Here is a 22605-nt window from a genome sequence, read left to right as displayed (position 1 = left end):
TTAGATCTCGACTCAGCGTATCGGTGGCGACTGGTACCCCTCTTCCCCCACCTCAAGCTCCACACGGCTGAGAATCTTCAAAGCTACCTGCTGATTGAGCTCACGCTTGACAGCGTCTTGCAGAGCCTTGATGTCTTCAGGACTTAAAACATTGGAACCTGCAACCAAGCCACGCACCATCCAGGACTCTCCTGCAAGCGCCGCATCGATGGCCTGCACATAGAAGTGTGGCTTCTCCATGATCAAGCGAGTCAGCAGGCTTTCGATCTGTGTCTGTATCTGCCGCTGCCCCTCGTCAAGAGCACCGTAGTGTGCCGCACCTAGAATCACAGGCCCCTTGGCACTCACCTCACTAGTCGAGATGCGCCGAATACCCACTCGAATATCGCTATTTTGCAGACGTTCCTGAAGGAATTTCTGAAAGTTCTCGACTCTTTCCGCACTGGGCTCACGCGGACTCTGGATGGCCATCACCAGCACCGGACCGGAATCGAGCTCAACCAGACGAATGTCGTCAAGATGTATGTGATCCTGATCCTCCATAGCCTCGCGAGCAACCTGCTCTGCCTGCTGGAGCAGGGCCATGGTGGAGGTCAGCGGGACATCACTTACCTTGCCATCGCGGTTCAGATAGGGGCGGATATTGGTCGAGCCGGCGGCGCTAATATCCTTCGTGACCTTGCAGCGCATGAACAGCTGCACTGGTCGCCCGAGCTGCGCAGAAAGATGCTCTTCGATTACCTTCACCGTTTGCGGCTCGAGAACCTGCGGGGTATCCACGGAAGCGATGATGCTCACCCCCGTCGTTGTGGGATTGAGCTCCACGCTGGTCAAGGCGGTATTGGGCAAATGAGCGAGCTGTTCGTCTAGCACGCTGTTGACTACCCGATTCACGCGCAGATCATCGATCAGAGTGAAAAGATAGCCAGTTAGCAGCATAGCAACCAGAGTCAGACTTATTACTGCCACGGGGAAACGCCGGACGAGTCCCCGCCAGCCCGAAAAAAAACCCGCTTGTTTCTCACTCATCACAAACCTCGGCCCCAACGGCTCAGAATCTATCGAATACCTCAGCACCTGGCCTGGCCTGTAAACCATCGCTATTCCCGGCTGGCGGTGAGGTTTCAGCTGGGGCTGCCGGTTCAGCTAGAGCTGCCTGCTCAGCTGGGGCTGCCGACTCAGCTGGAGCTGCCAGCTCAGCGGGAGCTGCCGACTCAGCTGGAACTGTCAGCTCAGCTGCAGCTGCCGACTCAGCTGGAGCTGCCAGCTCAGCAGGAGCTGCCGGCTCAGCGGGAACTGCCAGCTCAACGGATGCTGCCGGCTCAGCTGCGACTGGGGCTGCCGGCTCAGCTGGGCTTACGGGTGGAGCAGGCTGAGGAGCGCACTCGACCGCACCCTTGCGGGTAGCAGACAGCTGGGAAGCCGGCAGGCGCCAGATGAGCAGACCATTATCGACCCAACCCTGTATTTGGCCGTCCGGGGTGCGAATTCGGGCGTAGCCACGCTGAACATCGCTACGGAGTACTTTTTGATGGCGAGTCAAGGTGGCCAGCACTCGTGAGCCACGCTTGGGAGCACTGTAAACCTTCATACCTGGCCGACTTGCATAGTAGGGCAACTCGGCGGAAGTCGGTGCCTGGACCCGGGCCGGCTCCGAGGCCCGGGCCGGTTCCGGGGGCGGCGAAAGAAACTGTTGCCCGGTGGAACAGCCACTAATGCCAACCACGCAAACCAGCATGACCGGAAAAAGACGGATCAGGCAGAGCCTGTAGCATGGTAGGAGCATGATCCTTGGTCTCGAGAAAAGGTTATCCGAGTCTAGATGCTTGCAAGCCATCGTGTTGCCAAGGACCATCCTCGTGTACATGGGGTGCGCCGGCGATACCAGAGGCGTTCCGTCGGCTGGCGCGGTCTAGGCGGCGTCAGCAGTGCCGGCTGCCCTACAGCGGCGGCCGTCTCCACGGAATAGTTCGTCCCGCGGTGCCCATCCCCGTGACGGGCTTTTTTGTCTGGGCCGGAGCGCCATTCCAAACCAGCGGCGGCAGTCCGCCGTGGCCTGGACGTTGGTTTCCAGAGGTGCCCTGTAGTAGGGTCGACCTCCCGAACGACCAACGGCTGGGGGTTTTCCTCGGCAGCCCGGAGAGTTGGCTTTCCGTGCACATTCTTATTCGATTTCAGGGAGGAGCGTCATGGCTAGCAAAGAAGAAGTCGCCGCGTTCATTGCCGCCGAGTTTCCGCAGACCAAGTGCAGCGTGCAGGAGGTTGGCGATGGCGGTGCCACGGTGTCGCACCAGATAGGTCATGGCGAACTGCGCCCGGGCGGAACGGTTTCCGGCCCGGTGCTCATGAGCATCGCCGATGTCGCGCTGTACGTGGCGATCCTCGGCGAGATCGGCATCGTTCCCATGGCGGTAACCACCAGCCTCACCATCAACTTCCTGCGCAAACCAGCGGCGGACAAAAGTATCGTGGGCGTCTGCAAGCTGATCAAAACGGGCAGGACACTGGTGGTCGGCGAGGTCTACCTGTACTCGGAAGGCTCCCGCGACGCCGTGGCGCATGTGGTCGGGACCTATGCCATTCCGCCGCGCGAGGAATAGTCGACACCTGCCAGTTACACGTGGCGGGCATCGCCCCTGCGCGGGCATTCGATCTCGCCCAACCCCGGCCGCGCTCGCTCAGCCGCGCGTCAGGTCCGCACCTGCAGCACCACCCGGCCGCGTGGCGGGCAGGTTTCCATGAGGCGGTGGGCCTCGACGACCTGCTCGAAAGGGAACACCTGACTGATCTGCGGACGCAGCAGGCCGTCGCCGGTCAGCCGGTCGATGTCCTGCAGGGCGCGGGCTACGGCGGCGCGGTCCTGGGGGATGCCCAGTTCCTCCCTGCCGGTGAAGTTGCCGATGCAGTGGACGAAGAAGCGGATGTTCTTCTGGAACGCGGCGCAGGCCGGGAAGTGGGTGTCGTTGCCGCCCTGCAGGCCGAACAGCACCAGGCGTCCACGCGGCGCCAGGGCATCGCCGAGCAGGCTCATCTGCGGACCGCCGAGCGAGTCCATCACCACGTCGACGCCGCGGCCGTCGGTGAGCTGGTTGACCCGGGTGACCAGGTCCTGTTCCTCGGTGAGGATCACCCGCTCGGCGCCCAGTTCGAGCAGGTAGTCGCGATCCTCGGCCAGCTCGGTGGCGGCGATCACCCGGCCACCGAGGGCCTTGGCCAGCTGCACGATGTACGGCCCCCAGCACTGGCTGGCGGCGGTGACCAGCACGCTCTCGCCCGGCACCAGCTGCGCCAGCTCGACCAGGCCGAACCAGCCGGTCAGCGCCGGCAGGTAGTGCCCGCAGGCCTCCACGGCGCTCAGCAGCGGCGGATAGCGATGCAGCGACTGGCGCGGCAGCACCACCTCCTCGGCGTAGCCGGGGTAGTGGTTGGCGTTGTGCCCGGGGAAGCTGGCGACCCGGTCGCCGATCGCCAGGTCGTCGACGCCCTCGCCCACCGCCAGCACCACGCCGGCCAGCTCGTGGCCGATGCCGGCCGGCAGCTGGGCCGGCGTGCTGGCCAGGTTCTGCCGCCAGAGCACGTCGTACCAGCTAACGCCGATCGCCTCGACGCGCACCAGCACCTCGCCGGCGGCCGGCCGCGGGCACGGCCGCTCCTCGATCTTGAGTACCTCGGCCGCGCCGAACTGGTGAAACCGGATGATGCGGGACATCGCCTACCTCGCCTGCAACTTCTGTGACCCGGACTTTAGCCGGGCTCGTCCGGCGATACCACCTGCATGCGGACGATAGTCACCATGCCCGCCACTGATGGCAGCGCACCGCTCGCATATTCGCGGCCCCGGTATTAGCCTGATGCGTGCTCCACTCGAACGGAACCCCGAATGAACCGCAACGACCTGCGCCGCGTCGATCTCAACCTGTTGATCGTCTTCGAGACCCTGATGCACGAGCGCAGCGTGACCCGGGCGGCGGAAAAGCTGTTCCTCGGCCAGCCGGCGATCAGCGCCTCGCTGGCCCGCCTGCGCAGCCTGTTCGACGACCCGCTGTTCGTGCGCAGCGGCCGCAGCATGGAGCCGACCGCGCGGGCGCAGGAGATCTTCGCCCTGCTCACCCCGGCGCTGGACGCCATCTCCACCGCGGTCAGCCGCGCCGCCGACTTCGACCCGGCGACCAGCACCGCGGTGTTCCGCATCGGCCTGTCCGACGACGTCGAGTTCGGCCTGCTGCCACCGCTGATCAAGCGCCTGCGCGCCGAGGCGCCCGGCGTGGTGCTGGTGATCCGCCGCACCAACTACCTGCAGATAGCCGGCCACCTGACCTCCGGCGAGATCTCGGTGGGCGTCGCCTACACCGAGGAGCTGCCGGCCAACGCCAAGCGCAAGGTGCTGCGCCGCGCCTGGCCGCGCCTGCTGCGCGCCGACAGCGTGCCGGGGCGGCTCGGCCTCGACGAGTTCAGCGCCCGCCCGCATGCGCTGGTGTCCTTCGCCGGCGACCTGGGCGGCTACATCGACGACGAGCTGGCCAAGCTCGGCCGCCAGCGCCGGGTGGTGCTGGCCGTGCCGCAGTTCAACGGCCTGACCGCGCTGCTCGCCGGCACCGACATCGTCGCCACCGTGCCCGACTACACCGCGGCGGCGCTGACCGCCGCCGGCGGTCTGCGCGCCGAGCCGCTGCCGCTCGACTGCGGTCCCTACGAGTTGCACATGGCCTGGCGCGCCGCCCAGGACCACGACCCGGCCGAGCGCTGGCTGCGCTCGCGGATCCAGATGTTCTGCGGTGACCCCGACAGCCTGTAACCCGCGCTCCAGGACCCAGCCGCCCCGCCACCATCACTACCGCTGATAATTGCTTTCGCCCCATTCGATTCGTCGATGGGGAGGCCACGCCACAGACTTCGCTCCTATCCACAATTGCGAGCGGCGGAGTCACCCATGGCCCATTTCATCCCCCTGTCCCTGCGCCTGCCTGTGGCCCTGGTCGCCCTGCTGATGCTCGGTGCCTGCGGCCCGGCGGCGGACAGTCGCCAGGCCGCGGCGCCGGCCGAGGTCAGCGTCGCCGCCGTCATCCAACAACCGGTCACCGAGTGGGACGAGTTCACCGGGCGCCTGGAGGCGCCGGAGTCGGTGGAGGTGCGCCCGCGGGTGTCCGGCTACATCGACCGCGTGGCCTTCACCGAAGGCAGCCTGGTCAGCAAGGGCGACCTGCTGTTCCAGATCGATCCGCGCCCCTTCCAGGCCGAGGTCAAACGCCTGCAGGCGCAGCTGCAGCAGGCGCGCGCCACGCACACCCGCCTGGCCAGCGAGGCGCGCCGCGGCGAGCGCTTGCGCGCCAGCAACGCCATCTCCGCCGAGCTGGCCGAAGCCCGCACCAGCGCCGCCGCCGAGGCCCAGGCGGCGGTCGCCGCGACCCAGGCCGAACTGGACAACGCCCAGCTCAACCTCGGCTTCACCCGCGTCAGCGCGCCCATCGACGGCCGGGTCAGCCGCGCCGAGGTCACCGCCGGCAACCTGGTCAACGCCGGCCAGTCGCTGCTGACCTCGGTGGTCTCCACCGACAAGGTCTACGCCTACTTCGACGCCGACGAGCGCGCCTTCCTCAAGTACCAGGAACTGGCGCGCCAGGCCGGCGGCGACGCCCGCGGCGCCAGCCCGGTGTACCTCGGCCTGAGCGGCGAGGACGGCCATCCGCATGAAGGCCGGCTGGACTTCCTCGACAACCAGGTCAACCCGCGCACCGGCACCATCCGCGGCCGCGCGGTGTTCGACAACCGTGAGGGCCGCTTCACCCCCGGCCTGTACGCGCGGCTCAAGCTGGTCGGCAGCGCCAGCTACGCCGCCACCCTGATCCAGGACGGCGCGGTGGGCACCGACCTGGGCAAGAAGTTCGTCCTGATCCTCGGTGCAGACAACCGCGTGGCGTACCGCACCATCGAGCTGGGGCCCAAGCTGGAGGGCCTGCGCATCGTGCGCAGCGGCCTGGCCAAGGGCGAGACAATCGTGGTCAACGGCCTGCAGCGCGCCCTGCCCGGCAGCACAGTCGCACCGCAGAGCGTACCGATGGCCGACGAGGCCACCCTGACCCAGCTGGCGCGCCTGCGCCGGGCCGTCGACGGCGCCGCTGCGCCGCGCCTGGTCGAACAGACCGCCCAACCGGCCAGCGCGCCGCGCGGCTGAGGTAGAACGCCATGAATTTTTCCCAGTTCTTCATCAAGCGGCCGATCTTCGCCGCCGTGCTCTCCCTGCTGATCCTGATCGGCGGCGCCATCTCGCTGTTCCAGCTACCGATCAGCGAATACCCGGAAGTGGTGCCGCCGACCGTGGTGGTGCGCGCCAACTTCCCCGGCGCCAACCCCAAGGTGATCGGCGAGACCGTGGCCTCGCCGCTCGAGCAGGCCATCGTCGGCGTCGAGGGCATGCTCTACATGTCCTCGCAGGCCACCGCCGACGGCAAGCTGACCCTCACCATCACCTTCGCCCTCGGCACCGACCTGGACAACGCCCAGGTGCAGGTGCAGAACCGCGTGACTCGCACCCAGCCGACCCTGCCCACCGAGGTACAGCGCCTCGGCGTGACGGTGGACAAGGCCTCGCCGGACCTGACCCTGGTGGTGCACCTGACCTCGCCGGACAACCGCTACGACATGCTCTACCTGTCCAACTACGCCGCGCTCAACGTCAAGGACGAGCTGGCGCGCCTCGACGGCGTCGGCGATGTGCAGCTGTTCGGCATGGGCAACTACTCGCTGCGCGTGTGGCTCGATCCACACCAGGTGGCCTCGCGCGGCCTCACCGCCAGCGACGTGGTCGAGGCGATCCGCGAGCAGAACCGCCAGGTCGCCGCCGGTGCCCTCGGCGCGCCGCCGGCCGCTGCCGACAACAGCTTCCAGCTGTCGATCAACACCCAGGGCCGCCTGGTCAGCGAGGAGGAGTTCGAGAACATCATCGTGCGCGCTGGCGCGGACGGCGAGATCACCCGCCTCAGGGACATCGCCCGCATCGAGCTGGGCTCCAGCCAGTACGCGCTGCGCTCGCTGCTCAACAACCAGCCGGCGGTGGCCATCCCGATCTTCCAGCGCCCCGGCTCCAACGCCATCGAGATTTCCGATACGGTGCGCGCGCGGATGGCCGAGCTGAAGCAGAGCTTCCCGCAGGGCGTGGACTACGAGATCGTCTACGACCCGACCATCTTCGTGCGCGGCTCCATCGAGGCGGTGGTGCACACCCTGCTCGAAGCCATCGCCCTGGTGGTGCTGGTGGTGATCCTGTTCCTGCAGACCTGGCGCGCCTCGATCATCCCGCTGGTCGCCGTGCCCGTATCGCTGATCGGCACCTTCGCGGTGATGCACCTGCTCGGCTTCTCGCTCAACGCGCTGTCGCTGTTCGGCCTGGTGCTGGCCATCGGCATCGTGGTCGACGACGCCATCGTCGTGGTGGAGAACGTCGAGCGCAACATCGCCCTCGGCAAGAATCCGGTGGACGCCACCCGCCAGGCGATGCGCGAGGTGACCGGGCCGATCGTCGCCACCGCCCTGGTGCTGTGCGCGGTGTTCGTGCCCACCGCGTTCATCTCCGGGTTGACCGGGCAGTTCTACCAGCAGTTCGCGCTGACCATCGCCATCTCCACAGTGATCTCAGCGTTCAACTCGCTGACCCTGTCGCCGGCGCTGGCCGCCGTCCTGCTCAGGGAGCACCACGCGCCGCGCGACCGCTTCTCGCGGCTGCTCGACCGCCTGTTCGCCGGCTGGCTGTTCGCCCCGTTCAACCGCCTGTTCGAGCGCGCCAGCCACGGCTACGTCGGCACCGTGCGTCGCGTGCTGCGCGGCAGCGGCATCGCCCTGGTGCTCTACGCCGGGCTGATGGGCCTGACCTGGCTGGGCTTCGCCAGCACGCCGACCGCCTTCGTGCCGCCGCAGGACAAGCAGTACCTGGTGGCCTTCGCCCAACTGCCGGACGCCGCCACCCTCGACCGCACCGAGGCGGTGATCAAGCGCATGTCGGAGATCGCCGGCAAGCATCCGGGGGTGGAGAACACCGTGGCCTTCCCCGGCCTGTCGATCAACGGCTTCACCAACAGCCCGAACAGCGGCATCGTGTTCACCCCGCTCAAGCCGTTCGACGAGCGCAGCGATCCGTCGCTGAGCGCCGGCGCCATCGCCGCCGAGCTGAACGCGCAGTTCGCCGACATCCAGGACGCCTACATCGCCATCTTCCCGCCGCCGCCGGTGCAGGGGCTGGGCACCATCGGCGGCTTCCGCGTGCAGATCCAGGACCGCGGCAACCTCGGCTACGAGGAGCTGTACCGCCAGGTGCAGAACGTCATCGCCAAGAGCGCCGAGGTGCCGGAGCTGGCCGGGCTGTTCAGCAGCTACCAGGTCAACGTGCCGCAGATCGACGCCGACATCGACCGCGAGAAGGCCAAGACCCACGGCGTGGCGATCAGCGACATCTTCGACACCCTGCAGGTCTACCTCGGCTCGCTGTACGCCAACGACTTCAACCGCTTCGGCCGCACCTACCAGGTCAACGTCCAGGCCGACCAGCAGTTCCGCCTGGAGCCCGAGCAGATCGGCCAGCTCAAGGTGCGCAACAACCGCGGCGAGATGATCCCGCTGTCCACCTTCGTCACGGTCGCGGACAGCGCCGGCCCCGACCGGGTGATGCACTACAACGGCTTCCTCACCGCCGAGATCAACGGCGCCGCGGCGCCCGGCTACAGCTCCGGCCAGGCCGAGGCGGCGCTGGAGCGGCTGCTGCGCGCGGAGCTGCCGGGCGGCATGAGCTTCGAGTGGACCGAGCTGACCTACCAGCAGATCCTCGCCGGCAACACCGCGATCTTCGTCTTCCCGCTGTGCGTGCTGCTGGCCTTCCTGGTGCTGGCCGCCCAGTACGAGAGCTGGAGCCTGCCGCTGGCGGTGATCCTGATCGTGCCGACCGTGCTGTTCTCGGCGATCAGCGGGGTGATCCTCACCGGCGGCGACAACAACATCTTCACCCAGATCGGCCTGATCGTGCTGGTGGGCCTGGCGTGCAAGAACGCCATCCTCATCGTCGAGTTCGCCAAGGAGAAGCAGGAGGAAGGCCTGGACCGCGTGCGCGCCGTGCTGGAAGCCTGCCGCCTGCGCCTGCGGCCGATCCTGATGACCTCCATCGCCTTCATCATGGGCGTGGTGCCGCTGGTGCTGTCCTCCGGCGCCGGCGCCGAGATGCGCCATGCCATGGGCGTGGCGGTGTTCTCCGGGATGATCGGGGTGACCCTGTTCGGCCTGCTGCTGACCCCGCTGTTCTACGTGCTGATCCGCGCCTTCGTGGAGAAGCGTGAAGCCCGCAGAGCCGCCACGGCCTCGCAACCGAAGGAGTCCCACGCATGATCCACAAGGCATTTGCGCCCGCCCTGCTGGCCCTGGCCCTCTCCGCCTGCGCCGTCGGCCCGGACTACCAGGCCCCCGTTACCGAGCCGGCGCGGATCGCCAGCCAGCAACCCGGCGACTACGACCGTACGCGCTTCGAGACGGCCTGGTGGCGGCAATTCGACGATCCCACCCTGAGCCAGCTGGTGCAGCAGGCACTCGCCGACAACCGCGACCTGCGCGTGGCCTTCGCCCGCTTCAAGGCCGCCCGCGCACTGCGCGACGATGCCGCCAACGACCAGCTGCCCACCGTCACCGCACTGGCCGGCGGCGAGTTCGGCAAGGCCCAGCAGCCACCGAGCAGCGCAGAGCGGGTGCGCCAGGAGCGCTACGACCTGGGCCTGGACATGGCCTGGGAGCTCGACCTGTTCGGTCGCATCCAGCGCAGCATCGAAGCCAGCGAGGCGCAGAGCGAGGCCGCCGAGGCCGCGCTGTACCAGTTGCAGGTGAGCCTGATCGCCGAACTGGTGGAGGCCTACGGCAACCTGCGTGGCGCCCAGCTGCGCGAGCGCATCGCCCGCGACAACCTGCACAACCAGCAGGAGTCGCGCGCGCTCACCGAGCAATTGCGCGACGCCGGGGTCGGCAGCGAACTGGACGTGCTGCGCAGCGATGCGCGCCTGGCCGCCACCGAGGCCAGCCTGCCGCAGCTGCAGGCCGAGGAGGCGCGCGCCCGCCACCGCATCGCCACCCTGCTCGGCCAGCGCCCGGAGCAGCTCGACGCCGACCTGGCGCCGCAGCCGCTGCCGGTGATCGCCAAGGCCCTGCCGATCGGCGATCCCGCCGAGCTGCTGCGCCGCCGCCCGGATGTTCGCATCGCCGAGCGCCAGCTGGCCGCCGCCACCGCCAATGTCGGCGTGGCCACCGCCGACCTGTTCCCGCGGGTCAGCGTCGCCGGCTTCCTCGGCTTCACCGCCGGGCGCGGCTCGCAACTGGGCGCCGCGGATGCCCGCGCCTGGGGCGTGGCGCCGGTGATCAGCTGGGCGGCGTTCGACCTCGGCAGCGTGCGCGCCCGCCTGCGCGGCGCCGAGGCCGAGGCCGAAGGCGCCCTGGCGCAGTACGAGCAGCAGGTGCTGCTGGCCCTGGAGGAAACCGAAAACGCCTTCAGCGACTACGGCAAGCGCCAGCAACGCCTGCTCTCGCTGGTACGCCAGGCCGAAGCCAGCCGGGCCGCCGCCGAACAGGCGGCGATCCGTTATCGCGAGGGCGTGGCCGACTTCCTGGTGCTGCTGGACGCCGAACGCGAACGCCTTGCCGCCGAGGACGCCCAGGCCCAGGCCGAGATCGAGCTGTACCGCGGCATCGTCGCCATCTACAAGGCCCTCGGCGGCGGCTGGCAACCGCGCGCCTGAGGATTGGCTCTCCCCACCTTCCCCAGCCCCCGGGTGCTCTGCCCCTTGCCCGGGGGCTTTTTTACCTCGCGCCAGGTGATTCGCCACATCGCCGTTGCGCAGCCATTCGACGGCTTGCGGTGGATCGGCTGATCCAGGCGAACCTGAAGGCCGACTGCCCCGGTCGTGACAGGCAGGAAACGGCCAGGAGCGGTCAGTCATAATCGCCGCTCTCGGCCAGAGGCAGTCTGCAGCTTAGGGTCTGTACGAAAAGTCTCCGAGCGAAGGTCAGACAAGGCAAAAACAGGCGAAGAAGCGCAGCTTCAAAAATCGGTCGACGCTTAAGCAGGCTAAGGCGAACCTGACGCCTGTGATGTGGGAAGCCGTGGCATGCCTGCCTGATAGACGGAATAAAGATGCTCAACAATCAAAAACAAGCAGCATGTTAACTTGGGCCAGCAATCAGCGCTGACCTCTATGGGCGGTCCATCTTCGGCCTCCCCTTGATGTACATTAGAGTTGCGAATCGAATAAATCAGGTGAGCGAACCTGTTCATGACCGCAATGTCCGTCTGTTTTTCAAAGCGATCACTGAGCGACTTGATACCTACAGGATCATGGTCCGCCAGAACATTTCTTGGCACAATTTCAAACAACTTAGCAATAGATGCCTTCTCCTTATACCTCCAAGAAAGCTGATCCTGAAGCTTTAGGTAGAGATCGTACTCCGTATCATTGCCGCCAAAGGTCTGCTTGAGCCCGTGCATCCAACCAAAATAGTAGAGCCCCTCAATTACTCGATATATCTCAATAAATGCGTGCTTCCAATGACTTGCCGAAAGAGATAAGTATATGTTTTCGTATGGAGCATTCTGAAGCGACAGTAGACTCCGAGAAACATCAATGATCTCGGCAGGAACAAAGGGCGATCGCGCAGTTTTGAATCGCGCCGCCAAATGGCAAAGGACTGCGAATGGCGACGAAACGGACGCTTGGCTCAGCTCAAAGATACGAACATCCTCATACACCGAGACTACATCCTCCAAAGTACAAGAGAATACATCCTTGACGTCAAGTCCGTTCTCAAGCTCTTCCGGGTGAGACAAATGTTCCCGAGAAACATCAAGATACTGCCCATGCGTAAATACGAACGACAAGAAGTGCGCATGCTCAAAACTTACTTCATTTACCCCTATTTCGGTTAAAGCGCTTAAAATGGATCTAACTTCAAAGTCATGGAAGTTTCTTAGCGATAAAGCCAAAAACTTACTGCCATCCTGCACAAACTTAAAGCAGATCCCGCCGCCGGGGCCGAATACCAACTCGTCTCTGCTTGGCGAAATACCCAGCAGCGCTTTGCCAAGCTGGTCCGGCATTGGCAAAAACACGGATGCCTGATGAACTTTTTTATCAGTAGCGATAGCGATTGGTTTAACGGCAGTGCGACATAGTTGTCGCAAATCAAGCACGCTGATACCAGGGATAGAGTTCTTTATGCGATCAATCCCATACGCTGGATTATCGTCAGAAAACCCTATGCAATGTTGCCCGTCAACCTGCCAAGTCAGCAGTTCCACAAAGTACGAGAAGGATGTGGATTCTCCAATTTTCCATGCAAAGAAAGAACCATGAAAATTGATGGCGTCATCAAAATTAATTAGCGCGCCGTTTTTTGCCTTGCTAATCCGCGCCCTAACGTCATCCTTCGTAACGCGCGGAGGCAACGGAATATCAAGCTCCTTAACCAAAAAGAAGAAGAACGCATCGATGTATTCGCAAGCATCCACATCGCGCTCCTGGCAAGACACAGTCATCCTTTGCGCCAAGGCGTCGCCGCGATCCAATCGATACAAAACAACGTAACGCTCGTTATTCGCGCACAAAGGGACCAATAGCCCCATATCACCTATAATAACTGGGCGAGCAGCATCGAAATTTAAATGCTCAAGCAAACCTGCTGCTTGCATTCGCTCAGCCGACACTGGAGCTGTACCAAGCTTACTCTTCGCTTCTGCAAATGCCAGCCGAGATAGCTTGCTGGTAGCAGCAGATATGTAAGAATCCCACTGAATACCCATATCAATATGCGTGCCAGCATGCTTTGAAATTCCGGAGATCCTCACCATCTTCAAAAAGAACACCGAAAGCTTTTTCAAAATATTCTCGTTCGAAGCGACCAACCTGAGATGCTGCCACCCGATGCGCAGTGATCCTCTCCTCCAAGTCCTCAAGACAGAGCACCTCTTCCTTCTCATTCGGCGTTGTCGCGTCTTGAATGGAGTCAATGAGACGCTCAAGATTGATTTTTACCAATTGAAATTTTTCAGGTAAGGCATCCCAATCGGTCTCTGTGCCAGGCTTGCCGAAAAGATATATTGCAAGCGCTGAGATGAACCCCGCTTTTGGCGGGAACGCTCGGAAAACCTCTTTGCCGCTTGAGTACCGATTCAACGTTTCACTAAGAGCTGACTCTGCCTCGAAAGTAGAGAAGGCAAGGTTCAATTTGCTTAGAAGCAAAATAGCTTCACTAAAATACCGCATAATATCGACGTGAGACGAAGATTCAATCATATCCAGCCGGACAAAGTCCTGTGCGATCCGATCCTTAAGATTGAGCTCCCGCTTCCTCGAAGAAAAAATGAGAAGAAGCTCTACGACGTCCTCAGATTCGTATTCGCTGGCCGAAAGCCCTGATCGCCGTCCAGAGTCCTTCGACAGAAATCTAATTGTGCCTGCAACTGAAGCCTCCACTTTTTCTAGAAGGGGCCTATAGATAGCCTCGAGCTGTCGCGCTATATCCCATGGAACCTGACCCGTATTCAGTACCAGCATTCTGTAGATCAAATTATTAGCGCTATCCGAGATCCAAAACTCGACACGCAAATCACTAACTCCAGCAAAGCCAAATTCTCGCGAGGCCTCTAGGATCGCAGTAGTCCGCTGCATGCCATCGATAATCGATAGCCTCGAAAGATCTACGCCATCAACCAAGGCCAGCATATCCTCCCTACTGTTTAGGCAACCGGTCTGCGCGCCGTAATCCTCCGAGTCAACCAGAACCCCGACCACCAAAGGTGGCAATGAGGCGCCTTTCGATATATCCGCCACCATCCTTTCACGAATTATCTTCGCCGTTTTTGTCTTAAGAGCAGCGCGTTGACCCGGGAGTCCACCCTGTTCATCCTTATAAATTCTTCCCACAAGTCTTATGTAGCTTTCAGCGGGCATATCAATTATTACAGAGGTGCATCCATTTCCAGGTTGAGCTATTTTATGAAACATCTTATATATCCGTATTCGAATAAGTATGTTTTTGGCGCAATCATTGGTGAAGGCCAGCGGAAGATCTTTCCATGTGCGCCAAAGCGCCCGCTTGCAGTTCTATTCTAGAGGAAAGCAAGCTTGAGGAGCGTGAGAAATGGGGACGGATTTATTTACCGGTTCACTGACCGCTCTTGGCCGATTTCTGCCGGTCATCACCGGCGGCTTTGGGCCGGCCGCTTCCGGCAAAGACGGTCAGCTTTGACGCAGCTCCAACCATTTTTGAACGCCTGCAACCGCCTCCATCCAGAGTTGGATGCCTCCACCTATTCCGGGAGCGCCTCACGCATCGCGCAACAGGTCGTGGGCATCGAGCAGGCGCCAGGCGATCTCCGGGTGCTTGGCCAAGCCGCGGCGGATCGCCGCCGGGATCGACTGGCGGGTTCTGCGGCACAGTCCGGGCTGTTCTTCGAGCTGAATGACAATGCCGCGCATGCTGCGCACTTCGTTGAAGCCGGGGGCGATGTGCAGGCGGATGCCCAGCTGTTCGTACATCCGCCGCTGCAGGTGCTCGAGGTCGTGCAGGCTGTCGAGATTTTCCAGGCGTTCCAACAGGCGCCTTTCCTCCTGGCGGGTCAGGCGCAGGATGCGCAGATCGGCGCCGTCTGCGGCCAGCAGGCGTTCGCGCCCGCAGATGCAGGCCCCGGGCGGACAGGGTTGGCGGATCGGGAACGGGATGGTCATGGTTTCGATCATAGCGGCCCGTGCGCGCGGTTGCCCAGCCGGGCCCTAGCGCACGGAATCGGCCATGCCGGCAGTGCCGGAGAGATCGTCCCGGTCCCCCGCGTGGCGGTCACTGCACAGTCGTTTGCGCCGCGGCCAGCCGGCTGGCCAGGAACTCGATCAGCACCCGGACGCGGTGCGGCACGTAGCGGTTGCTCGCCAGCACCGCGTAGATGCCCAGCGGCGGCGGCGCGAACTCCTCGAGCAGCACCTCCAGTCGTCCCGCCGCGAGCGCATCGGCGACGATGAAATCCGGATGCATGGTGATCCCCAGTCCCTGCACGGCCGCCGCGGCCAGCACGTCGCCGTTGTTGGCCTGCATTCGCCAGGGCAGCTGGAAGGATTGCGGCTGGCCATCCACGACGAAGGTCCAGGGGCGATTGTTGGCCTTGGGCGAGTAGCCGAGGCAGGCATGGCCGGCGAGATCGTCAGGGTGCCGGGGCCGGCCATGGCGGGCCAGGTAGTCCGGCGCCGCGACGGTAATCAGCTGGCTGCTGCCCAGCCGGCGCACGATCGCCCCCGCCTCGGGCTGGGCGGTGATGCGGATCGCCAGGTCGATGCCCTCCTCGATCAGGTTCAGCTGCCGGTCGCTGAAGTCCATCGCCAGCCTGATCTCCGGGTAGGTCTCGGAGAACTCCAGCAGCAGCGGCACCAGCCGGCGCAGGCCGTAGGTCAGAGGAAGGCTGACGCGCAGCGGGCCGCGCGGGGTCAGGCGCTCCTCCATCATCCCGGCCTCGGCCTCCTCCACCAGCTCGAGGATCACCCGGCACTTTTCCAGGTAGCTGCTACCCGCCGAGGTCAGCGACAGCCGCCGCGTGCTGCGCACCATCAGCTTGCTGCCCAGGTGCTCCTCCAGCGCGGCGATCTGCCGGGTGACCACCGAGCGGTCCACGCCGAGCTGGCTGGCGGCCGCCGAGAAGCTGCCCAGCTCGGCGACGCGAACGAACAGTTGCATGGCATCGAGTCGATTCATTGTTGATTTTCCGGTCAACAGAGAGTTCCTGATTGTCGCCTATTTCACATCAGTGCCAAGGCTTAAAGTTCACCCATCGCCGCTGCCGGCCTCGCCAGGCAGCCCGGCCCCACCGTCTTGAGCAGGAGATCGACATGCTGGAAATCAGGCCTTCCGCCCAGCGCGGCGTCGCCAACTTCGGCTGGCTGCACTCGCAGCACAGCTTTTCCTTCGGCAGCTACTACGACCCGCAGCAGGTGGGCTTCTCCGACCTGCTGGTGATCAACGAGGACCGCGTGCGCCAGGGCCGCGGCTTCGACACCCACCCGCACCGCGACATGGAGATCTTCTCCTACGTGCTCGAAGGCGCGCTGGAGCACAAGGACTCGATGGGCAGCGGTTCGGTGATCCGCCCCGGCGATGTGCAGATGATGAGCGCCGGCACCGGCGTGCGCCACAGCGAGTACAACGCCTCCCGCGAGGAGCTGGTGCACTTCCTGCAGATCTGGATCGTGCCGAACCGCAAGGGCGTCACGCCGCGCTACCAGCAGCAGCACTTCGACGCCGCCGAGAAGCGCGGCCGCCTGCGCCTGATCATCTCGCCGGACGGCGCCGAGGGCTCGCTGTCTGTCCATCAGGACGCCCGCGTCTACGCCGGCCTGTTCGACGGTGCCGAGCAGCAGCGCTTCGAGCTGCCGGCCAACCGTTTCGCCTACATCCATGTGGCGCGTGGCGCGCTGACCGTCAACGGCCAGCGTTTGCAAGCCGGCGACGGTGCCCGCCTGCGCAACGTGCGCGAAATCGACTTCAGCGCCGGCGACGACGCCGAGGTGCTGCTGTTCGACCTGCGCCCCGTCGAACTGCCGCTGTATTGACCCCCCACACCACTCATCCGAGGAAAACGACCATGAAGATCCTGCAAATCAACGCCAGCGCCCGCTCCACCGGCGCCAACTCCACCCGCCTGGCCGACGCCATCACCGCCCGCCTGCAGGCGCAGAACCCGCAAGCCGTGGTCGAGCTGCGCGACCTGGCCAGCCATCCGCACCCGGTACTCGACGAGGCGGCCCTGGGCGCGCTGTTCACCCCGGCCGAGCAGCGCACTGCCGAGCAGGCGGCCCGCGTCGCCCTGGATGACGCGCTGATCGCCCAGGTGCAGGCGGTCGACGTCATCGTCCTCGGCGTGCCGATGTACAACTTCGGCGTGCCGGTGCAGCTGAAGACCTGGATCGACGCCATCGCCCGTGCCGGGGTGACCTTCCGCTACACCGAGAACGGCCCGCAGGGTCTGCTGCAGGGCAAGAAGGTCTACGTGGCCCTGGCCCGCGGCGGCCTGTACCGCGACACCCCGAGCGACTCGCAGGTGCCGTACCTGAAGAGCGTGCTGGCCTTCCTCGGCATGACCGATGTCGAGTTCGTCTACGCCGAGGGCCTGGCGATGGGCGCAGAAGGTGCCGACAAAGCGTTCGCCGCCGCCCAGGCGCGCATCGGTGAGCTGATCGGCTGATCGATCTCCGATACGACAAGCTGAAGCGAAATTACGAGAGCATGGTAGCCATGGCCCGCGGGTTCCTATGGCTACCGATGTTAAACGTCAACAGGCCCTAGGTAGCCCTACGCAACAGCTCCTGGCGAATCTTCCCGATGGCCCCCATGGGGTTGAGCCCCTTGGGACAGACCCACGAGCAGTTGCCGATGCTTCGGCAGCGAAACAGGCTGAACGGGTCTTCCAGCCGTTCGAGTCGTTCCTCCTTGGCCTGATCCCGGCTGTCGGTGATGAACCGCCAGGCCTGCAGCAAGCCGGCCGGGCCGACGTACTTTTCCGGATTCCACCACCAGGACGGGCATTGCGATGAGCAGCAACCACAGAGGATGCACTCGTACAGCCCGTCGAGTCTGGCGCGCTCCTCGGGAGACTGCAGACGCTCGATAGCTGGCGCGGGCTCGTTGTTGATCAGCCAGGGCTTGATGCTCTGGTACTGCTGGAAGAACAGACTCTGGTCGACCACCAGGTCGCGGATGACCGGCATTCCGGGCAGGGGCCTGATGATCAGCGTGTTGCCCTTACCCAGCGCCTCGGATACCGGTGTGATGCAGGCCAGACGATTCTTGCCGTTGATGTTCATGCCATCCGAACCGCAGACACCCTCGCGGCAGGAGCGCCGGTAGACCAGCGTCGGATCCGCTTCGTGCAGCGACTCCAGCGCATCCAGGACCATGCGGGATCTGAACTCCTCGGGCAGCGACAGCGACTGCATCCGGGGCTGCAGATCCTGCTCCGGGTGGTAGCGATAGACCTGGACCTCGATCATGACCCGCTTCTCCTCCAGTTTTCATGGTGGACCTGGCGAGCTACCTCTCCTTTGGCACAACGCCATCAGGGAGCTCTCCGGCCTGCTCACAACACCGACCGTCGGTGGAACCCGCAGGTGCGGCGCACAAGCCGCTGGCCGGGGCCTGCCCCAAGTGAGTGTGCGCATGCAGACGTCCGGCCTGATGGTCGACCTGCTCACCGATGGCGAACTGGCGATTGGACGAGCGCACTACCTTGGCTTCACCACAGGCGCTGCGCACAGTGTAGGTGTTCTCGCTGAGCTCGGTGCCTTCCTGCACGTCCCGACCGGTCAGTCAGCCTATGGCGCGCAATCTCCTCCCGCAGGCAGATCCACACCCTGTCGTGGCCCACGACGTAATCGAGAGAGCGCACTAGGGCCATGGCGCGCGCGGGATGGCCGCTAGGCCCGGCCCGCTCATCATCTTCGGTCGCTGCCCCCCAGCCCATCACTGGTAGATTGACTGCAACCTGTCCCTCGCCAGCCTGCCCGGGAGCATGCGCCATGCCGCACCGCGAGCAACGCCCCGTCACCCTCGACCTGTTCGGCGATCTGCCGGACGAGCTGCCGCGCGAGGAGCGCCTCGGGCCGCAGGCCCTGCTGCTGCGCGGCTTCGCCCTGCCCTTCGTCGACGCGCTGCTGCCGGCGCTGGCGGCGGTCGAGGCGGCGGCGCCGTTCCGGATCATGCTCACCCCCGGCGGCCAGTCGATGTCGGTGGCGCTGACCAACTGCGGGGAGCTGGGCTGGATCAGCGACCGCGGCGGCTATCGCTACAGCCCGCTCGATCCGCTGAGCGGGCAGCCGTGGCCGGCGCTGCCGGAGGCGTTCGGCCGTCTGGCGCGCGAGGCCGCGGCCACCGCGGGCTTCGCCGATTTCGCGCCGGACGCCTGTCTGGTCAACCGCTACCTGCCGGGCACGCGCATGAGCCTGCATCAGGACCGCGACGAGCACAGCTTCGAACACCCCATCGTCTCGGTGTCGCTGGGCATCCCGGCGCTGTTCCTGTTCGGCGGCCACGCGCGGCGCGATCCGGCGCAGCGGGTGCCGCTGCTGCACGGCGACGTGGTGGTGTGGGGCGGCGCGGACCGCCTGCGCTTTCACGGCATCCTGCCGATCAAGGAGGCGGTGCATCCGCTGCTCGGCGCGCAGCGGATCAATTTCACTTTGCGCCGGGCCGGCTGAGCCCGGACTCAGCGCGGGCTGAGCCCCATCGCCCGGTCGATCCGGTCGAGCAGGCGCATGCTCGGCAGGCAGGCGGCAAAGGAGGATTCGGGCGTGCGGCCCTCGCGGATCGCGGCGAGGAATTCGGCGTCCTGGCGGGCGAAGCTGCTGCCCTCGGGCACCGGCTGGATGATGCCCTCGTGGTCCTTCAGCTCGTCGCGGTAGGCGTGCAGGGTGTCCTCCTCGCCGATGTAGCGGTAGTGGCCGCCGAACGGGCCGCGGTTGTTGAACGACAGCACCAGCGTGGCCATCGCGCCGCTGCGCGCGCGCAGGCCGATGTTCATGTCCATCGGGATGCCCAGCTCGGGATGGCGCGGGCCGGCGCTGCCCCACACCTCCAGCTCGAAGTCATCGAGCAGCCAGGCGAACAGGTCGACGCTGTGGCAGGCGTGGTGCCAGAGCAGGCAGTCGGTCCAGCTGCGCGGCTGGCCGAACATGTTGCGGTTGTCGCGGCGCAGGAAGTACGTCTCCGCCACCAGATGCTGCAGGTGGAATTCGCCGGCGGCGATGCGCCGCTTCAGCTCGACGTGCGGCGCGCTGAAGCGCCGGGTGTGGGCGACCATGCACACCTTGTCGGTCGCTGCGGCCTCGGCGCCGAGGCGCTCGGCGTCGGCGAGATTGAGGCTCATGGGGATCTCGGCCAGCACGTGCTTGCCGGCGGCGATGGCCGCGCTGGCCTGCTCGGCATGCAGCGCACTGGGGCTGGCGAGGATCACCGCGTCGATGTCGTCGCGCGCGAGACACGACTGATAGTCGAGCGAATGCTCCGGGATACCCCACTGCGCGGCGAAGGCCGCGGTGTCGGCGGCCACCCCGCCGGCGACGCAGACCACCTCGGCGCCGCCGATCTCCTGCAGGGCCTGCAGGTGGATGCCGGCGATGGCGCCTTCGCCGGCGATCAGGATGCGGATCGGCTGGTTGTGCATGGAAGTCTCCGAATCAGGCGTGACGACGGGCCTGCAGCCAGGCGCTGCCCAGGCCACTCAGGGCGATCACGCCCATGCCGAGCAGGGCGCCGGAGTCCGGCGCGTGGTCGAACAGCAGGAAGCCATAGAGCACGGCAAAGAAGATCTGCAGGTAGCTGAACGGCGCCAGCAGCACCGGCGAGCTGTACTGGAAGGCCACGGTCAGCAGCATGTGCCCAGTCACCGCGATCAGCCCGAGGGAGATCATCCCCAAGAGCTGCGGCCAGGCCGGCAGGCCGGTCCAGAACAGCGGCAACAGAAGGGTCAGGCAGAGGAAGCCGACCAGCCCGGTGATCAGGTTGGTGGCTGCGGCGCTGTCGCGGCTGCCGATGCGCCGGGTGAGCAGCTGGAAGATCGCATAGCTGCAGGCCGAGGCCACCGGCAGCAGCATCGCCGGGGTCAGCAGGCCGCCGCCGGGGCGCACGATGATCAGCACGCCGGCGAAGCCGACCGCTACCAGCAGCCACTGGGCCAGGCTGGCGCGCTCGCCGAGCATGGGGATGGCCAGCAGGATGACCAGCAGCGGGGTGAGAAAGTGCACCGCGGTGGCCTCGCCGATCGGCAGGTAGCGCAGGGCGAACAGGAAGAACAGGCTGATCGACAGCAGCGACAGGCCACGCAAGACCTGCAAGCCCGGGCAGTTGACCTTGAGCACTCGCAGGCCGTGGCGCGGCAGCTGCCAGGCGGCGAGCAGGCAGGTCTGCGCCAGGTAGCGCACCCAGAGGATCATCAGCACGCTGTTGAACGCGGTGAGGTATTTCGACAGGCTGTCCAGCGAAGCGAAGGCGAACACCGCGGCGCAGGTCAGCAGGATGCCCTTGAGCGGGCGGGACATGGTCATCCGGGAAAGGGGTTCCTGGTCAGGTAGGCAGGGAGTGCTGTCCCGTCCGGGTGGACGGGGCAGCAGCAGCGGGCAATGTTAACTTATTAACCATACGTTCCACCGCCCCGGCCACCGCCCCCGCCTCCGTCACTCCAGCGACTCGACGCCCAGCTCGTTCCACACTTCCTCGGCGAGGTGGAAGGTGGCGTTGGCCGCCGGGATGCCGCAGTAGATGGCGCTCTGCAGCAGCACTTCCTTGATCTCGTCACGGGTCACGCCGTTGTTGCGCGCGGCGCGCAGGTGCAGCTTGAGCTCGCCCTCGCGGTTCATGCCGATCAGCATGGCGATGGTGATCAGGCTGCGGGTATGGCGCGGCAGGCCGGGACGGGTCCAGATGTCGCCCCAGGCGTGGCGGGTGATCATCTCCTGGAACTCGCCGTTGAACTCGGTGATGTTCTTCAGGCTGCGGTCGACATGGGCATCGCCGAGCACCGCGCGGCGCACCTGCATGCCGGCTTCGTAGCGGTCTTTTTCGTCCATTGCTGGCTCCGTGAGAGGCTCGGCCGGCTCGCTCGTGGCGGCTGGCCTGATGATTATGGGGTGGGCGCCCGGTTGCGGCGCTCTGCCCGCTCATGCGGGATTGGCCTTTCCGTAGGGTGGACAACGCGCGAAGCGCTTGTCCACCAAGGGCCACGGTGGGCAAGGCTGCGCCGTTGCCCACCCTACGTCTGACTTACTTCCTGAGGAACGCCAGCACCGCCTGGCTGAAGGCGTCGCCGGCCTCGACGCTGGACAGGTGTGCAGCGTGGAACTCGACCAGCTCGGCGCCCTTGATGCGCTCCTGCATGAAGCGGCCGTGCTCGGGGGTGGTCACCGCATCGAAGCGGCCGCAGACGATCAGGGTCGGTGCGGTGATCGCGCCGAGCTGCTCGCGGTAGTCGGCGTCGCGCACCGCGGCGCAGTTGGCGGCGTAGCCCTGCGGCGAGGTCTGCGCCAGCATGCCGACGATCGGCTCGGCCTTGGCCGGCTGGGCGGCGGCGAATTCGGCGGTGAACCAGCGGGCGATGGAAGCGTCGCGCAGGTCACGCATGGCCTGCTGGCCGCCGGCCAGCACGGTGTCGATGCGGGTGTTCCACACCTCGTCAGTGCCGATCTTGGCGGCGGTGTTGCACAGCACCAGCTTGTCCAGGCGCGCGCCGGCGTTGATGCCCAGCCATTGGCCGATCAGGCCGCCCATGGACAGGCCGCAGAAGGAGAACCGTTGGATGTCCAGCGCGTCGAGCAGCGCCAGCACGTCGCTGCCGAGCTGCTCGATGCTGTACGGGCCCTCGCTCACCAGCGAGGCGCCGTGGCCGCGGGTGTCGAAGCGCAGCACGCGGAACTGTTCGGCGAAGGCCGGAATCTGCGCGTCCCACATGTGCAGGTCGGTGCCCAGCGAGTTGGACAGCACCAGCACCGGTGCGCCGGCAGGACCGTCGATCTGGTAGTTCAGGGCGCCATCGGCGAGTTGCACGGTCGGCATGGAAGACTC

At 65.1% G+C, this 22605-nt stretch carries 19 protein-coding genes and 1 pseudogene; 8 read left to right on the top strand and 12 right to left on the bottom strand.

The window, feature by feature from the left end; genetic code table 11:
• Nucleotides 1–12 precede the first annotated feature (12 nt).
• Nucleotides 13–1029 carry a hypothetical protein gene (locus BM297_RS03455; protein ID WP_139231012.1) on the bottom strand — a complete coding sequence of 339 codons (1017 nt, stop codon included), beginning with the start codon at nucleotides 1027–1029 and terminating at the stop codon, nucleotides 13–15.
• A 1160-nt stretch (nucleotides 1030–2189) separates the two neighbouring features.
• Between BM297_RS03455 and BM297_RS03445 the strand changes: the two genes are divergently transcribed.
• A complete protein-coding gene (locus BM297_RS03445; protein ID WP_092428310.1) occupies nucleotides 2190–2600 on the top strand; it encodes a PaaI family thioesterase in 411 nt (136 codons plus the stop codon).
• Between the two features lie 89 nt (nucleotides 2601–2689).
• Here BM297_RS03445 and BM297_RS03440 read toward each other — a convergent pair whose 3' ends face one another.
• Complete coding sequence (locus BM297_RS03440; protein WP_092428308.1) at nucleotides 2690–3709, bottom strand: zinc-dependent alcohol dehydrogenase family protein; 1020 nt, start codon at nucleotides 3707–3709, stop codon at nucleotides 2690–2692.
• Between the two features lie 171 nt (nucleotides 3710–3880).
• On the opposite strand from BM297_RS03440, the gene BM297_RS03435 reads away from it, so the two are divergent.
• The 4 genes from BM297_RS03435 to BM297_RS03420 all read left to right on the top strand — a co-directional run bounded on the left by BM297_RS03435 (nucleotide 3881) and on the right by BM297_RS03420 (nucleotide 10757).
• The gene (locus tag BM297_RS03435; protein ID WP_092428306.1) at nucleotides 3881–4795 is read left to right on the top strand and encodes a LysR family transcriptional regulator; all 915 of its coding nucleotides are present in this window, start codon (nucleotides 3881–3883) and stop codon (nucleotides 4793–4795) included.
• Between the two features lie 135 nt (nucleotides 4796–4930).
• Complete coding sequence (gene mexE, locus BM297_RS03430) at nucleotides 4931–6172, top strand: multidrug efflux RND transporter periplasmic adaptor subunit MexE (RefSeq protein WP_092428304.1); 1242 nt, start codon at nucleotides 4931–4933, stop codon at nucleotides 6170–6172.
• 11 nt (nucleotides 6173–6183) lie between these two features.
• Entirely contained in the window at nucleotides 6184–9366 is a 3183-nt protein-coding gene (locus tag BM297_RS03425; RefSeq protein WP_092428302.1) for an efflux RND transporter permease subunit, read from the top strand.
• Nucleotides 9363–10757, top strand: coding sequence for an efflux transporter outer membrane subunit (locus tag BM297_RS03420; protein WP_092428300.1), 1395 nt, complete (start codon nucleotides 9363–9365; stop codon nucleotides 10755–10757). The genes BM297_RS03425 and BM297_RS03420 overlap by 4 nt, the downstream gene beginning before the upstream one ends.
• 329 nt (nucleotides 10758–11086) lie before the next feature.
• Here BM297_RS03420 and BM297_RS21420 read toward each other — a convergent pair whose 3' ends face one another.
• From BM297_RS21420 to BM297_RS03400, 4 genes are all read right to left on the bottom strand, one after another.
• Nucleotides 11087–12892, bottom strand: coding sequence for a hypothetical protein (locus BM297_RS21420; RefSeq protein WP_139231011.1), 1806 nt, complete (start codon nucleotides 12890–12892; stop codon nucleotides 11087–11089).
• Entirely contained in the window at nucleotides 12816–14018 is a 1203-nt protein-coding gene (locus tag BM297_RS21415) for a hypothetical protein (RefSeq protein ID WP_139231010.1), read from the bottom strand. Before BM297_RS21415 ends, BM297_RS21420 begins: the two co-directional genes overlap by 77 nt.
• A gap of 321 nt (nucleotides 14019–14339) precedes the next feature.
• Nucleotides 14340–14741: a hypothetical protein gene (locus BM297_RS03405; protein WP_092428635.1), complete on the bottom strand. Its 402-nt coding sequence runs from the start codon at nucleotides 14739–14741 to the stop codon at nucleotides 14340–14342.
• Nucleotides 14742–14850: 109 nt separating this feature from the next.
• On the bottom strand, nucleotides 14851–15753 hold the full coding sequence (locus BM297_RS03400) for a LysR family transcriptional regulator (RefSeq protein WP_092428294.1): 903 nt from the start codon (nucleotides 15751–15753) through the stop codon (nucleotides 14851–14853).
• A 134-nt stretch (nucleotides 15754–15887) separates the two neighbouring features.
• Here BM297_RS03400 and BM297_RS03395 point away from each other — a divergent pair, with 134 nt between their 5' ends.
• Both BM297_RS03395 and BM297_RS03390 read left to right on the top strand, forming a co-directional pair.
• Nucleotides 15888–16607: a pirin family protein gene (locus tag BM297_RS03395; protein ID WP_092428292.1), complete on the top strand. Its 720-nt coding sequence runs from the start codon at nucleotides 15888–15890 to the stop codon at nucleotides 16605–16607.
• A 32-nt stretch (nucleotides 16608–16639) separates the two neighbouring features.
• Complete coding sequence (locus BM297_RS03390; RefSeq protein ID WP_092428290.1) at nucleotides 16640–17239, top strand: FMN-dependent NADH-azoreductase; 600 nt, start codon at nucleotides 16640–16642, stop codon at nucleotides 17237–17239.
• 97 nt (nucleotides 17240–17336) lie between these two features.
• Here the strand turns inward: BM297_RS03390 and BM297_RS03385 are convergent, their stop codons facing one another.
• A complete protein-coding gene (locus BM297_RS03385) occupies nucleotides 17337–18044 on the bottom strand; it encodes a succinate dehydrogenase iron-sulfur subunit (protein WP_092428288.1) in 708 nt (235 codons plus the stop codon).
• A 242-nt stretch (nucleotides 18045–18286) separates the two neighbouring features.
• Nucleotides 18287–18507: pseudogene (locus tag BM297_RS22040) on the bottom strand (hypothetical protein); the annotation flags it as partial.
• 62 nt (nucleotides 18508–18569) lie between these two features.
• Here BM297_RS22040 and alkB point away from each other — a divergent pair.
• On the top strand, nucleotides 18570–19247 hold the full coding sequence (gene alkB / locus BM297_RS03380; protein ID WP_092428286.1) for a DNA oxidative demethylase AlkB: 678 nt from the start codon (nucleotides 18570–18572) through the stop codon (nucleotides 19245–19247).
• Between the two features lie 8 nt (nucleotides 19248–19255).
• Here alkB and BM297_RS03375 read toward each other — a convergent pair whose 3' ends face one another.
• From BM297_RS03375 to pcaD, 4 genes are all read right to left on the bottom strand, one after another.
• On the bottom strand, nucleotides 19256–20212 hold the full coding sequence (locus tag BM297_RS03375) for a Gfo/Idh/MocA family oxidoreductase (protein WP_092428284.1): 957 nt from the start codon (nucleotides 20210–20212) through the stop codon (nucleotides 19256–19258).
• Between the two features lie 13 nt (nucleotides 20213–20225).
• Nucleotides 20226–21092: a DMT family transporter gene (locus tag BM297_RS03370; protein WP_092428282.1), complete on the bottom strand. Its 867-nt coding sequence runs from the start codon at nucleotides 21090–21092 to the stop codon at nucleotides 20226–20228.
• A gap of 129 nt (nucleotides 21093–21221) precedes the next feature.
• A complete protein-coding gene (gene pcaC / locus BM297_RS03365) occupies nucleotides 21222–21614 on the bottom strand; it encodes a 4-carboxymuconolactone decarboxylase (RefSeq protein ID WP_092428280.1) in 393 nt (130 codons plus the stop codon).
• A gap of 193 nt (nucleotides 21615–21807) precedes the next feature.
• Nucleotides 21808–22596, bottom strand: coding sequence for a 3-oxoadipate enol-lactonase (pcaD, locus tag BM297_RS03360; protein ID WP_092428278.1), 789 nt, complete (start codon nucleotides 22594–22596; stop codon nucleotides 21808–21810).
• Nucleotides 22597–22605 lie beyond the last annotated feature (9 nt).

The sequence above is a fragment of the Geopseudomonas sagittaria genome, assembly GCF_900115715.1.
Classification (GTDB): Bacteria; Pseudomonadota; Gammaproteobacteria; order Pseudomonadales; family Pseudomonadaceae; genus Geopseudomonas; species Geopseudomonas sagittaria.
This window is presented reverse-complemented; position numbering and strand designations above follow the sequence as displayed.

Coding starts and splice junctions, on each gene's coding strand:
- mexE (WP_092428304.1), top strand. CDS start 4,931: ATGGCCCATTTCATCCCCCTGTCCCTGCGCCTGCCTGTGGCCCTGGTC.
- BM297_RS03425 (WP_092428302.1), top strand. CDS start 6,184: ATGAATTTTTCCCAGTTCTTCATCAAGCGGCCGATCTTCGCCGCCGTG.
- BM297_RS03455 (WP_139231012.1), bottom strand. CDS start 1,029: ATGAGTGAGAAACAAGCGGGTTTTTTTTCGGGCTGGCGGGGACTCGTC.
- pcaD (WP_092428278.1), bottom strand. CDS start 22,596: ATGCCGACCGTGCAACTCGCCGATGGCGCCCTGAACTACCAGATCGAC.
- BM297_RS21415 (WP_139231010.1), bottom strand. CDS start 14,018: ATGTTTCATAAAATAGCTCAACCTGGAAATGGATGCACCTCTGTAATA.
- alkB (WP_092428286.1), top strand. CDS start 18,570: ATGCCGCACCGCGAGCAACGCCCCGTCACCCTCGACCTGTTCGGCGAT.
- BM297_RS03370 (WP_092428282.1), bottom strand. CDS start 21,092: ATGACCATGTCCCGCCCGCTCAAGGGCATCCTGCTGACCTGCGCCGCG.
- BM297_RS03400 (WP_092428294.1), bottom strand. CDS start 15,753: ATGAATCGACTCGATGCCATGCAACTGTTCGTTCGCGTCGCCGAGCTG.
- BM297_RS03440 (WP_092428308.1), bottom strand. CDS start 3,709: ATGTCCCGCATCATCCGGTTTCACCAGTTCGGCGCGGCCGAGGTACTC.
- pcaC (WP_092428280.1), bottom strand. CDS start 21,614: ATGGACGAAAAAGACCGCTACGAAGCCGGCATGCAGGTGCGCCGCGCG.
- BM297_RS03390 (WP_092428290.1), top strand. CDS start 16,640: ATGAAGATCCTGCAAATCAACGCCAGCGCCCGCTCCACCGGCGCCAAC.
- BM297_RS03385 (WP_092428288.1), bottom strand. CDS start 18,044: ATGATCGAGGTCCAGGTCTATCGCTACCACCCGGAGCAGGATCTGCAG.
- BM297_RS03395 (WP_092428292.1), top strand. CDS start 15,888: ATGCTGGAAATCAGGCCTTCCGCCCAGCGCGGCGTCGCCAACTTCGGC.
- BM297_RS03435 (WP_092428306.1), top strand. CDS start 3,881: ATGAACCGCAACGACCTGCGCCGCGTCGATCTCAACCTGTTGATCGTC.
- BM297_RS03405 (WP_092428635.1), bottom strand. CDS start 14,741: ATGACCATCCCGTTCCCGATCCGCCAACCCTGTCCGCCCGGGGCCTGC.
- BM297_RS03445 (WP_092428310.1), top strand. CDS start 2,190: ATGGCTAGCAAAGAAGAAGTCGCCGCGTTCATTGCCGCCGAGTTTCCG.
- BM297_RS03420 (WP_092428300.1), top strand. CDS start 9,363: ATGATCCACAAGGCATTTGCGCCCGCCCTGCTGGCCCTGGCCCTCTCC.
- BM297_RS03375 (WP_092428284.1), bottom strand. CDS start 20,212: ATGCACAACCAGCCGATCCGCATCCTGATCGCCGGCGAAGGCGCCATC.